Source organism: Kribbella swartbergensis (assembly GCF_054784135.1).
Window position 1 is genome coordinate 381,981 of record NZ_BAAGPM010000018.1, and the last position, 12,812, is coordinate 394,792.

General features: G+C 68.7%; 9 protein-coding genes. 4 read left to right on the top strand and 5 right to left on the bottom strand.

What is annotated here, in order from left to right:
* Positions 1 to 79: 79 nt before the first annotated feature.
* From ACYVOK_RS17185 to ACYVOK_RS17195, 3 genes are read right to left on the bottom strand one after another with little or no spacing between them, the layout of a single operon-like run.
* Positions 80 to 3,832, bottom strand: a complete 3,753-nt coding sequence (locus tag ACYVOK_RS17185) for an endo-alpha-N-acetylgalactosaminidase family protein (protein WP_460663435.1) — start codon at positions 3,830 to 3,832, stop codon at positions 80 to 82.
* Between the two features lie 49 nt (positions 3,833 to 3,881).
* On the bottom strand, positions 3,882 to 5,105 hold the full coding sequence (fahA, locus tag ACYVOK_RS17190; RefSeq protein WP_460663436.1) for a fumarylacetoacetase: 1,224 nt from the start codon (positions 5,103 to 5,105) through the stop codon (positions 3,882 to 3,884).
* Positions 5,102 to 5,956: a hypothetical protein gene (locus ACYVOK_RS17195; RefSeq protein WP_460663437.1), complete on the bottom strand. Its 855-nt coding sequence runs from the start codon at positions 5,954 to 5,956 to the stop codon at positions 5,102 to 5,104. The genes fahA and ACYVOK_RS17195 overlap by 4 nt, the downstream gene beginning before the upstream one ends.
* Positions 5,957 to 6,038: 82 nt before the next feature.
* On the opposite strand from ACYVOK_RS17195, the gene ACYVOK_RS17200 reads away from it, so the two are divergent.
* The 3 genes from ACYVOK_RS17200 to ACYVOK_RS17210 all read left to right on the top strand — a co-directional run bounded on the left by ACYVOK_RS17200 (position 6,039) and on the right by ACYVOK_RS17210 (position 9,682).
* Positions 6,039 to 7,232, top strand: coding sequence for a homogentisate 1,2-dioxygenase domain-containing protein (locus ACYVOK_RS17200; RefSeq protein ID WP_460663438.1), 1,194 nt, complete (start codon positions 6,039 to 6,041; stop codon positions 7,230 to 7,232).
* A gap of 23 nt (positions 7,233 to 7,255) precedes the next feature.
* A complete protein-coding gene (locus tag ACYVOK_RS17205; protein WP_460663439.1) occupies positions 7,256 to 7,873 on the top strand; it encodes a hypothetical protein in 618 nt (205 codons plus the stop codon).
* Positions 7,874 to 7,951: 78 nt separating this feature from the next.
* On the top strand, positions 7,952 to 9,682 hold the full coding sequence (locus tag ACYVOK_RS17210; RefSeq protein WP_460663440.1) for a bifunctional metallophosphatase/5'-nucleotidase: 1,731 nt from the start codon (positions 7,952 to 7,954) through the stop codon (positions 9,680 to 9,682).
* Positions 9,683 to 9,712: 30 nt separating this feature from the next.
* Here ACYVOK_RS17210 and ACYVOK_RS17215 read toward each other — a convergent pair whose 3' ends face one another.
* Entirely contained in the window at positions 9,713 to 10,294 is a 582-nt protein-coding gene (locus ACYVOK_RS17215; protein ID WP_460663441.1) for a nicotinamidase, read from the bottom strand.
* A gap of 160 nt (positions 10,295 to 10,454) precedes the next feature.
* Here ACYVOK_RS17215 and ACYVOK_RS17220 point away from each other — a divergent pair, with 160 nt between their 5' ends.
* Complete coding sequence (locus tag ACYVOK_RS17220) at positions 10,455 to 11,972, top strand: WD40 repeat domain-containing protein (protein ID WP_460663442.1); 1,518 nt, start codon at positions 10,455 to 10,457, stop codon at positions 11,970 to 11,972.
* Here the strand turns inward: ACYVOK_RS17220 and ACYVOK_RS17225 are convergent.
* The gene (locus ACYVOK_RS17225; RefSeq protein WP_460663443.1) at positions 11,969 to 12,748 is read right to left on the bottom strand and encodes an SDR family NAD(P)-dependent oxidoreductase; all 780 of its coding nucleotides are present in this window, start codon (positions 12,746 to 12,748) and stop codon (positions 11,969 to 11,971) included. The two genes, ACYVOK_RS17220 and ACYVOK_RS17225, sit on opposite strands and share 4 nt — an antisense overlap.
* Positions 12,749 to 12,812 lie beyond the last annotated feature (64 nt).

Sequence of the window (12,812 nt, forward strand, 5' to 3'; positions counted from 1 at the left end):
TCGGGGGAGGCGCCGGGCTCCGGGGGCCTTGAACAGGACATGACCGGTTCAAGGCCCCCGTTCGGTGTGCCTGGTCCCGCTATCTGGTGCCGTAGACGTTGAGTTCGGCGGCGGAGCCGAAGACCGCGCCGTTGAGGGAACTGGTGCCGACGAACTTCACGTAGCGGCCCGGTGCGGCGGTGAAGTTCACCCGCTGGGTCGCGGTCGAGTTCGGGAACTGACCGGTTGCCACCGGCGTACCCCAGGTCCGTCCGTCGGCGCTGACGTAGATCTCGTAGCCCTTGAACATCCCGTTCGTCCCGCTCTGCCGCGGCAGGTAGCTGAAACCGTCCACCTGGTACGTCGATCCGAGGTCGAGCGTGACGTGGTGCGGGAATCCGGCCGGCGGCGAGACCTGGGACCAGGCGGAATGCCACAGCGTGCTGGGGTTTCCGTCCAGCGCCGAGGTCGCGGCACCACCCGTGGCGACGTCCTCGCTGCTCACGTCGGCCACCGTGATCCGGGACTGCGGGACGATACCGGGCGGCAGTACGGTCGCCTCCGCGGTGATCGTTGCCCGGCCACCCGTTGCCGTCAGCACGTACTTGCCCTCCGGTGTCCCAGCCGGCGGCGTCACGTCCCACTTCGTCGTCACACTGCCGCCCGGAGCTACCGTTGCGTGGGTGGCCGGAGTGGCGGCCGTGATCGTCCACCCGTCCGGACCGTCGAGCGTCATCGTGATGTTGTCAGCGGCAACGACATCGTTGTTGGTGAAGGTGGTGACGAGTGTGTTCGCCTCACCGGAGACCAGGCCGTTCACGCCGGAGACGGCGACCGACGTACAGTCAGCGGGCTCGGACGACGGACCGAGGTCGATGACGGCGAAGTCGTCCAGGATGAAATCGGCCTGGTCGCCACCGCCGGACAGCTTGCGCAGACCGACCCAGTAGTCGCCACCGCAGCCGGCCACGAATTCCCGGCTGAACGTCGCCTTGGTCCGCTGCTCGCCGATCGGCGTCGACTTGACCTCGACGGACTCGGGCCGGTCGACGCCCTGCACCCAGGCGTACTGTCCGGCGCGGCCACTCGCGTAGTCGAAGCTGACCTTGTACTTGTGACCGGGCCGGAAGTTCACCGTCCACGGTGCGGTGCGGTAGACGAGGCCGGCGTTCTCCTCGTGCGACTTCAGTGACCACTCACCGTCGAGCACGTCGTCGACCAGTTTCCCGTTCCAGCCGGCCTGCGTGTACGGCGCGTGCTTGCGAGCCAGACTGGTTCGCGGATCGGTGACGCCACCGGCGTCGCCCTTCACGAACGGCCCCCAGCCCTGGTCGACGTTCTCGAAGTCCTCGACCAGGCCGGCTCCGGGTCGCTTCGTCTCGACCACCCGGACGTCGTCGATCCGCACCTTCGCGGCTCCCGCCACGGCCCCGATGGTCAAGGCAGCGCTGGTGCCTTTGGCCTCGAACACGACCCGGACCCGCTGGTAGTACGCGTCGTGCTTGTCGTCCGCGGCGACCAGGTTCTGCGCGGTCGAGCGGGTGACTGCATTGCTCACACCGTCGACGGACACCGTGGTCTTGCGGGACTTGCCCGGCTCGACCTCGATCCACGCGGAGGCGCTGTAGGTGCGACCCGCCGTCAGACCGGTGATCCGCTGACGAAGGGCGGACTGCTGGTGGCCGAGCGACGCGACGTGCTGGCCGTTCTCCAGCCTGTCGATCCTCGCCGAACCGCTGACGTTCCAGGCGTCCAGGTTGCCGGCGTTGAAACCGGGATCCTTCAGATGCGTGCCCTCACCCCAGTTGGCGGGCTGCTGAGCCGGCGCCGCGTCGGGGTAGAGCACGTACGGCTGACCGGCCGTCGCGTCGAGGCTGATGGCGCCGTTGCGGACGGGGGCCGTCCCGATCTTCACCCGCCCGGTGTCGGTCAGCTTGTAGACGGCGAACTTCGAGACGCGGCTGAACGCGGACGGGACCTGCCACGTGGTCCGGCCGCCGGCGGGGTTGTAGTGGTAGAGCTTCTTGTGGTCGTCCCACGGCAGCAGGTACTTGTCGCCGTCGAGCACCTTCGCGCTGCCGGCGTACATGGTTCGCTTGCCGTTCTCGACCGTGCCGCGGACACCGCCGGTGAAGGTGATGTCGTTGCTGTTCCAGTCGGTGATCTTCTCCTGCTGGAGGAACTTGGCCGGGAGGTTTTTCTGCCAGATGTTGGCGTAGAACGCGTTCCAGTCCGTCTCACCGGTCCAGCCCTCGAAGTCGACCAGGCTGGTCTGGCCGAGGATCGGGTCGTTGTTCCAGACGTCCTTCTCGTGGTTGCGGACGAACCGGATGATCGTGGAGTTCAGGCCCTTGTTGGTCGCGCCCCCGTAGTCCAGGTCGTTGGCCCAGTGCGACCACAGCGACGTACGCTCGTGCCGGTCGGACCACTCGGTCGCGATCTCCCAGCCCTGGTCGGCGAGCTGCCGGGTCAGGCCGTCGGCGAGCCAGCCGGACTGGTAGTAGACGTCGATGTAGAGCTGCCGCAGGTTCGCGTCGGTCTCGTCCCGCAGCTGCCGGAACCGCTTGATGATGTTGCCCGAGGCAAGGTCAGGGCGCTGCTTGATGTAATAGCTCTGGTTCAGCCAGTTCCAGCCCTTGGCGTTCTTGTCGACCAGGTCCTCGCTGAAGGCGTTCGCTTCCGGGTACGACTCGGTCGCGTTGACGTGTACGCCGAACGCCGCGTTCCACGCCTTGCCCTTCGTCAGCAACGTGTTGAGGTCCGCCAGTCCGCCGGCGCGGGTGTTGTAGTTGCCGCCGTAGTCCGGGTGAGCCGAGTCGTGGCCCTCGGCGCCGTACCCCTTCAGCAGCGCCATCTGGCCGAGGCCGTCGGTGGCCAGCGAGATCCGCTTCACGTCGTCCAGCGTGCGCAGGAACGGGTGCGTGGCCTGGCTGGCGAAGTTGAACGGGATGTGCGTGACGACGCGGTCCTTGACCTGGTCGCCGCCCTTCGGCTCGGTCATGATCGACCGGAACGCGATCGCGCCGTCCTGCCAGTCGACCGTCTTGTCCTGGTTCGCGTCGGGGGTGACCACGACCTTCGCCCAGGGGAGGGGTTCGGTGTACGGCGAGGTGTCGGCCCGGAACGTCCACTGGCCGCTCCACACCCCGACCCGGGTCGTGCCGTCGGCGGCCTTGCGGGCGCGATGCCAGAACCGGGCGCCGTCGTCGACGGACTGGCCGGACGGCTTGTCGTAGACCGAGTTCGACTCGATCCCGGCCGCGAGCCCGCTGGTGTTCACGAACGCGTACGCCGCTCCCGTCGCCGAGGACTCGGCCGGCGTCGCGGCGGTGACCGGCGTGATCTGGTCCGCCGTACGCGTCGAGTTCGGGTCCAGCGTGGTGAACGCGGTCGTCGCGCCGGCGTCGGGGCTGGCGACGGACACCAGGTCGTGGTCCGGGATGTCGATCGTGTGCACTCGGGACGTCTCGGAGTCGCGCACCGCGTCCACTCGGAACGTCGTCACGCGGCCGGTGAGGCTCAGGCTTGCATCCAGTTCCACGTCGGGCAGCGCGTCGAACGCCAGCTTGTACGACGCTGTGCTGCCGGTGACCGTGACCGGCGCGGCCAGGTGTGCGGTGCGCGCCACACCGTTGATCGTGATGGTCGAGATGGTGTCCGGTTGGCCCCCGAGTGCCTGTCCGGATGCGTTGTCCCGGTACTGGATCACCCGCGGGAAATCGGCTCCGACGGTGACCGTCAAGTCGTTCGACCGCAGTGTCAGCTCCTCGGCGGCGTGCGCGCCCACCGGCACGCTCAACACCCCGGCAGCCAGCGCTACAGACAGCACCCCATGCCTCACTGAACGTTTCATGCGGAGAAAGTTCGCACGCAACCGCTAGCAGGTCAAGAGAAACGAACACTTATGAACAGGATTGCGCTGGTCTGATCGTTCCAACGACCTCGCCAAGACCCAGCCGGGTGCCGTTCTCGGTGGTTGCCCAGGCGGTGATGGTGACTTTGTCGTTGTCCTCGAGGAAGGTGTGTTCTTGGCCGTTGACGATGAGGGGGTCGCGGGCGTTCCAGGTGAGTTCTATGAGGGAGCCGCGTTGGTGCTTGTCGGGGCCGGAGATGGTGCCGGAGGCGTAGAGGTCGCCGGTGCGGACGGAGGCGCCGTTGACGGTCAGGTGGGCGAGCATCTGGGCCGGTGACCAGTAGGTGTCCTTGTACTGCGGCATGCTGATCCGGTGCCCGTTGAGCACCACCTCGAAGGTGATGTCGTAGTTCTGCAGGTTCCCGCCGGCCAGGTACGGCAGGACCGGCGGATCCTGAGGTGGCAGGGGTACGGCGGCCGTCGCCAGCGCATCCAGTGACACCACCCACGGAGAGATCGAGGTCGCGAACGACTTGCCGAGGAACGGGCCTAGCGGGACGTACTCCCAGGCCTGCAGGTCCCGTGCGGACCAGTCGTTCACCAGCACCACGCCGTACACGTGGTCCTCGAAGGCGTCGACCGGGATCGGCGTGCCCAGCTGTGACGGCGTCCCGACGACGTACCCGAGCTCGACCTCGATGTCGAGGCGCTGCGACGGCCCGAACGTCGGGGCGGCGGCGTCCGGAGCCTTCCGCTGACCGGACGGCCGGACGATGTCGGTGCCGCTGACAACGATCGTGCCCGCCCGGCCGTGATAGCCGACCGGGAGGTGTTTCCAGTTCGGCAGCAGCGGTTCGGAGTCGGGGCGGAACAGCCGGCCGAGGTTGGTCGCGTGGTGCTCGGAGGCGTAGAAGTCGACGTAGTCGCCGACCTCGAACGGGAGCTGCATCGTGACCGCGGACCGCGGAATCAGGTGTGGCTCGACCACGTCGCGGTCGTTCTCGTTGCGGACCAGGTCGAGCAGCCACTCCCGGGTCGCCCGCCAGGCCGGGCGGCCGAGCGCGAGGAAGTCGTTCAGCGACGGCCGCGCGAACAGTTGCGAACCGTCCAGCATCTGCGCGGAGGCGACCGGGGCGAGATCGATGATCTGGTCACCGATGGCGGCGCCCACCCGCGGCTCCTCGCCGTTGAGCCGGAACACCCCGAGCGGCAGGTTGTCCGGCCCGAACGGGGAGTCGGCGGGAAGGTCGATCCAGGTCGCGGCGCTGCTCACTCGGCCCCCAGCAATTTCAGCGTGGTCAGGTCGTGGCGGGGTTCCTCGATGCTGCACGAGCCGAACGAGGTGAACCACCGGCGGGTGGACGCGGCCTGTTCGTCGGACAGTTCGCTCGCACGCGCCGCGAGCCGCTCGGCGTCCCGCTCGGCCAGTACGGCGGCCAGTTCGTCCTGCGACCCGCCGTCGAGCGACGCTCGGGTGGCCAGCAGCACGTTGAGGAACCCGTGGTGCTCGAAACCGGTATCGGCCGCGGTATGGCGGACGGCGTTGTGCAGACCGGCCGTGCACTTGAAGGCCACTTCGCGGTCCAGGCAGGCGGTGATGAACGCCGCGACCTGGGCCTCCGACGGGAACGACGAGGCGTCCAGGCCGCCGGTCCGCAGCTTGGCGGCGTACCCGGCGTCGGCGATGACGTCGAGCGCGCGCTCCCAGGCACCGTCCAGACCGACCTCGACGAACGCGTTCTCCTCGTCGAGGCAGTCGTCACAGGCACGCACGACCCGGAGCGCGTTGCGGGGCAGGTCGTCCTCGCTCCGCAGCCGGACCTCGACGGCCTTCACCTCGATGTCCTTGGACCGGTCGCCGTACCGGACCGCCGGCTCGATTCCGCCGGCGCCGCCGGTGATGACGACCGCGACCTCGAGCCGGCCGGGGCCGGTCCGGGCCGCCTCGGCGGCGACCTTCATCAGGTCCTCGTCGGTGCACACGAACGGTCCGACCAGGTCGGCGTACGCGGAGTCGCGGTGCGCCCGGTGCGCGGCGACCGCCTCGGCCAGGGGCAGTTCCCCGGGTGGGAACATCGAGGCGTCGTCGACCAGGTGCCGGAACAGGGCAGGGACGGTTGACATGGGTCCGAGCCTAACGGATGCTTTCGGTAAGCGGACACATGCGTTCGATTACCGTACACTGCAGTGAAGTGGAGCAGGAGCAATGGCGTTCTACCGGCAGGTCGGGCAGGTTCCACCGAAGCGGCACACCCAGTTCCGGAAACCGGACGGCGGGCTCTACTACGAGGAGCTGATGGGGGAGGAGGGATTCTCGTCGGATTCGTCGCTGCTGTACCACGCCGGCGTACCCTCCGCGATCGTCGACTCGCAGGTGTGGGAGCTTCCGGACCTGGCCACCGTCCCGAACCACCCGCTCACCCCGCGGCACCTGAAGCTGCACGATCTCTTCACCGACACGTCGAAGAGCAATGCCGTCGAGGACCGCCGGCTGGTGCTGGGCAACGGCGACGTCAGGATCTCGTACGTCGTCGCCGAACAGCCCTCGCCGTACTACCGCAACGCCATCGGTGACGAGTGTGTGTACGTCGAGAAGGGCTCGGCCACCGTGGAGACGGTGTTCGGCGTCCTGAACGCGGTCGAGGGCGACTACGTGATCATCCCCCGGGCGACGACCCACCGCTGGTTGCCCGGCGCGGACGGGGTGCACGCCTACTGCATCGAGGCGAACTCGCACATCGCGCCGCCGAAGCGGTACCTGTCCCGGTACGGCCAGTTCCTGGAGCACTCGCCGTACTGCGAACGGGATCTGCACGCCGCGACCGAGCCGCTGGTTGTGGAGGGCAATGACGTGGAGGTGCTGGTGAAGCACCGCGGCAACGGGCCGGGCGGGATCGTCGGGTCGCGGATGGTGTACGCCACGCACCCGTTCGACGTGGTCGGCTGGGACGGGTGTCTGTACCCGTACACGTTCAACGTCAGCGACTTCGAGCCGATCACCGGGCGGATCCACCAGCCGCCGCCGGTGCACCAGGTGTTCGAGGGGCACAACTTCGTCGTCTGCAACTTCGTGCCGCGCAAGGTGGACTACCACCCGCTGTCGGTCCCGGTGCCGTACTACCACTCGAACGTCGACTCCGACGAGGTGATGTTCTACTGCGGCGGCGACTACGAGGCGCGCAAGGGTTCCGGGATCGGCCTCGGTTCGATCTCGCTGCACCCTGGCGGCTACGCGCACGGTCCGCAGCCGTCCGCCATCGAGGCCTCTCTCGGTGCCGAACGATTCGAGGAGCTGGCCGTGATGGTCGACACCTTCCGCCCGCTCGAACTCGGTGAAGGCGGCCTGGCGGTCGACGACGGCGTCTACGCCTGGACCTGGGCCGGTCGCCGCCGCGACTGACGCCGGTATGCGATTCTTGGCCGGTGAGTGAGGACGGGACGTTTGTCGTGGGCATCGACCGGGCGGCTGTCCTGCAGCGGCGGGAAACCGTCCGGAAGCTGCAGCGGCGCGGCGCCTGGGTGACGCTCACGCTCGGCCTGCTCGGGATCGTTGCCGCGGTCTCAGCGCTGATCGCGTTCCGTGGCGCGGGCCTGTGGCCGTTCGCGGTGCTGCTGATCGCGGCCATGCTTCCGCTTGTGGTCAGCACCGCGCTGGCGCTCCGGCTCGACTCCGAACGGCAGCGCTGGTACGACGCCAACGACCTGCAACCGGTCGCCATGCGGATGACTCCGAAGGCACTCGAGCTGGCGTGCGAGGGCGCCGCGTACCCGGTCGTGCTGCCGTGGCAGACGGTGAAGGGCTTCCGTCAGGCGAAGCTGTTCGGTCAGTACACGCTCGAGCTCGAGCTGGCCCCAGGCGTGGGCGCGACGACTGCCGGCGTACGCGGCCTGGACCAGCCGGCGGTCCGCTCCGTCGTGAAACCGAACCCACTGCTCCGCCCGACCGGGCTCTTCCTGGTCAAGGCCCTCGACCAACCCATCCACGTCATCGACCAAGCCCTGAAGCACTTCTCCGGAGGCCGCGCGGGCGTCGCCGCCTAACAGGGCAGGGCGCGCTAGGTGTACCCCCGGCGGGACAGCTTGGCGAGGGCGCCATCGAGGGACAGGTGAGGCGGAAGCATGAGTGGTGGGATGGTCCGGCTGACCGTGATGGGCACCACCGACCTGCACGGCAACGTCGTCAACTGGAACTACTTCAAGAACGCCGAGTACGACGACGCCGCGCACAACGACATCGGGCTGGCGAAGATCTCCACCCTGGTCACCGCCGTCCGGGAGCGGATCGCCGCGGACCCGCGCGCGCCGCGACCGCTGCTGCTGGACGCCGGCGACACCATCCAGGGCACCCCGCTGGCGTACTACTTCGCAAAGATCGAACCGATCACCGGCGGCCGCCTCCACCCGATGGCCGCGGCGATGAACCAGCTCGGGTACGACGCGGCCGCCCTGGGCAACCACGAATTCAACTACGGTCTCGACGTCCTGCGCGAGTTCCAACGGCAACTCGGCTTCCCACTGCTGGGGGCGAACGCCCAGGACTGGACGACCGGACAGCCGGTGTTCCCGCCGTACGTCCTGAAACGGGTGCACGTGCCGGGAGAGAAGCCGATCACCGTCGGCATCCTCGGCCTGACCAACCCCGGGATCGCGATCTGGGACAAGGCGGTGGTCGAGAACAAGGTCAGGTTCGGCGGCGTCGTCGAGCAGGCGGCGGTCTGGGTGCCGCGGGTCCGCCAGGCCGGCGCCGAGGTGGTGATCGTGTGCGTGCACTCGGGCATGGACCTGTCCTCGTCGTACGGCGACGCACTGCCGGTGCCCGAGAACGCCTCGGCACTGATGGTCGAGACCGTCCCCGGGATCGACGCCGTCCTGGTCGGCCACGCGCATCAGGAGATCCCCGAGCGGCTGGTGGCGAACAAGCAGACCGGCGAGCAGGCCGTGCTGACCGAGCCGCTCAAGTGGGGGATGCGGCTGTCGCTGATCGAGCTCGACCTGCGCAGGGAACGCGGCCGGTGGCAGGTCGTCGGCCGGCATGCCCAGGTGCTGAACGCGAACACCGTCGAGGCCGACCCGGAGGTGGTCGCCGTCCTGCGGCGCGACCACGACACGGTGATCGAGTACGTGAACTCCAGGATCGGCACCTGCACGCAGGCGATGTCGGCCGCGACCGCGCCGTGGGAGGACACCGCCGCGCTGGACTTCGTCAACTTCGTCCAGGCCGACGCGGTCGCCAAGGCCTTGGCCGGTACGCCACAGGCCTCGCTGCCGGTGCTGGCGATCGCCGCGCCGTTCAACCGGGCAGCCGCGATCCCGGCGGGTGAGGTGTCGATCCGCGATGTCGCCGGGCTCTACGTCTTCGACAACACGCTGCTCGCGGTGACGATGACGGGCGCCCAGCTCCGCGAGTACCTGGAGTTCTCGGCGCAGTACTTCCAGCAGGTCAGCGGGACCGGCCCGTTCACCCCCGACCAGGTCACCAACGCGCCGACGCCGACCGCGCCGAACGGGACGCCGGACTACAACTACGACATCGTCGGCGGACTGACCGAGCCGCTCACCTACACGATCGACATCGCCAAGCCGGCCGGCTCCCGCATCACCGACCTCGTGTACGGCGGGACGGCGGTCGGCGCGGACCAGCAGTTCGTTGTCGCCGTCAACAACTATCGCCAGTCCGGCGGCGGCAACTTCCCGCACGTCCCAACCGCACCGGTCGTCTACAACCGCCAGGTCGAGATCCGGCAGCTGATGATCGACTACGTCACCACCACCGGCACCATCGACCCGTCAGCCTTCCACACCGGCCACTGGTCCCTGACCTCCGGCGGCGCCCCGATCGTCGTCACCTGACTTCGGACAGCCGTGGCTCCCCACGCGGCGCTACGCGCTCAGGTGGATGCCGGCGGCGCGGAGTTCGGCCAGGGCCTGTTGGGTGGTTGCGGGGGCGACGCCGGCGGTCAGTTCGGTGAGGACCGTCGTACCGAAGCCGGCCTGCTTGGCGTCGAGGGCGGTGGCGCGGACGCAGTAGTCGGTGGCGATGCCGCACACGTCGACGTCGGTGACGCCCTTGTCGCGCAGCCAGTCGGCGAGTCCGCGGCCGTCCTCGTGGGCCTTCCCCTCGAAGCCCGAGTAGGCGGCCGCGTACTCACCCTTGTCGAAGATCGCGTCGAAGGGCTGCGGGTCCAGGTTCGGGTGGAAGCTGACGCCGTCGGTGCCGGCGACGCAGTGCCGCGGCCAGGAGGTGACGTAGTCGGGGTTGCTGGAGAAGTGGTCGCCCGGGTCGATGTGGTGGTCCCGGGTGGCCACGACGTACTCGTACCGCTTGTCCCCCGGGTCGGCCTCGTGCCACTTGTGCAGCAGTTCGCCGATCCGGAACGCGACGTCCGCTCCACCGCTGACGGCCAGGCTTCCGCCCTCGCAGAAGTCGTTCTGCACGTCGACCACAATCAGTGCCCGGACCATCGTGACGCTCCTTCTCCAGGTGTCCCTGTGTCCACGGTACAAGCGTGACCCCTCAGGTACGCCGAGCGCACGCCGCGGGTGCGCTTTCGACTCGGGCTGAGCTGACAGTTATCGTGTGGTGGCACAATGTCACCGGGTTGGCGCAGTTCGGGGGAAGTTGATGAAGAAGGCTCTTCTGGCGGTGGTCACGGCCGCTGCCGTGGTCGCCGCGGCGCTGGTCCCGTCCGGACGGCCGGTCGAGGCGGCGACGTCCGGGTTCGGCTCGGCGGTGTCCGCGGTCAAGCAGGTCACGTGGCAGACCAACGCCAGCGTGAACGCGCTCGCGGTCGCCGGCGACACCGTGTTCGCCGGTGGCCTGTTCACCAGGATCCGGCAGCCCGGCAAGCCGCTCGGGCAAGGCGACGCGGCCCGGACCTACCTCGCGGCGTTCCACCGCGGCACCGGTGCGCCGACGCGGTTCGCGCCGAAGCTCAACGGCGCGGTGTGGACCATCGCCACCAGCCCGGACGGCAAGCGGGTCGTGGTCGGTGGTGACTTCACCACCGTGAACGGCGTACCCCGGAAGCGGATCGCCATGTTCGACGTTGCCACCGGCAAACTCGTGGACGGGTGGGATCCGGCGGTCAACTACCGGGTGGCGGCGCTGGCGATCTCCGGCAACAGCGTCTACCTGGGCGGCTCCTTCGGCCGGGTGGACAACGTCCGCCGCGGGGGGCTCGCCGCGGTCACCCTGAGTACGGGCACCCTGCTGCCGTGGGACCCGGACGCGGACGACGACGTCCACGCGATCGATCTGTCCGACGACGGCAGCCGCGTTTTCGTCGGCGGCGCCTTCGAGACCCTGCAGGGCGAGCCGCACCACGCGCTGGCGATGGTGAACACCACCACCGGAGCCACCTACCCGATGCCGGCCGCCGCGTTCATTCCCGAGCGGACGCCCGAGTGCGACAGCCGGGTCAAGGACATCGACACGCTCGGCGGCAAGGTCTTCGTCGCGAATGCGGGCAGCGGGAGCGGCTGCTACGACGGAGTGCTCGCCGCCGATGTGAAGACCGGCAAGTTGCTGTGGCAGAGCCGGTGCCTGGGTGCGACCGAGGCGGTCAAGGCGATCGGCAACTGGGTCTACAAGGGTTCGCACGCACACGACTGCAGCCAGGACGGTGGCTTCCCGGAGAAGTCGGGTATGCACCACCTGCTGGTGTACAGCGCGATCACCGGCAAGCTCGGCCCCTGGTTCCCGAACACCACTGCCGGTGGCGAGACCCTGGTCGGTCCGCTGGCGTTCGCGTCCGGTGGCAACGACCTGTGGGTCGGCGGCGACTTCACCCGCGTGAACGGCGTACCTCAGCAGGGCCTCACCCGGTTCACCAACGCGCCGGGTGGGGCTCAGCCGGCCGTGCCCGCGGCGCCGAAGGTGTCCAGCACCCGGGTCCACCGGGCCACCGTCAGCTTCACCACGGTCGTCGACGCGGACAACATCGCGCTGACGTACGTGCTGTACCGGGGGAAGACGAAGGTGGGCACCTGGAAGCGTTCCACCTACTTCTGGCAGAAGCCTGTCGTGACGACGTTCAGCGACACCGGCCTGACGAGCGGCCAAACGGTCTCCTACCGCGTCGTGGTGACCGATGGCCGCAACGCCAGGCAGGGGCCGGCCGCCGCGGTGCGGATCCGCTAGGCGGGCAGCAGATGGCCGCCGGTGACCCGGACGATCTCGCCCTGGATCGCGGTCGTCCGCGGTGAGGTGAGGAACAGGATCGCGTCCGCGACATCGGCGGTGTCCGGCAGTTTGCGGGCGCTGAACGTGGTCGCGATCTGTTCGACCGCAGGTCTCGGGATCACCCGGTGTTCGCCGTTCTCCAGCGTGATACCGGGCATCACGAGGTTGACCAGTACGCCGTCCTTGCCCAGATCGTGCTGGAGACTGGCGACCAGCCCGTGCAGCCCGGCCTTCGCGGCGCCGTACGGCCAGGCACCGGCCAGGCCGCGCTCAGCCAGATCCGTCGAGATCAGCACCAGCCGGCCGTGTGCCGACCGCCGCAGCGCCGGTGCCGCCTGCTGCACGAGGTGGTAGTTGCCCTCGAGGTTGGCCCGCATCACCGGCACCCACCACTCGGCTCGGCCGTCCTCGATCTTCTCCGGCCGCTCGTCGAACCCGGCGTTGCCCCAGTCGACCGCGTTGGCGACCACCACATCGAGCCCGCCCCAGTGCGTCACGGTCGCGTCCACAGCCGCCGCGATCGTCTCCGGCTCGTTCAGATCCATCGGTACGACGTACGCCGTACCGCCCGCCGTCTCGATCTCCTCCGCCACCGCCTCGGCCGCGTCCTTGCGCGAGTTGTACGTGATCGCGACCCGAGCCCCTTCCTGTCCGTACCCGATCGCTGTGGTCCGCCCGATCCCGGACGACCCACCCGTGACCAGCACCGCCGCATCCCGCAACCCCAGATCCATCGAAATCCTCCACATAGTTAGTCGGCTAATCAGAAACTTAGCCGCCTAACCAATCGCAGGCAAG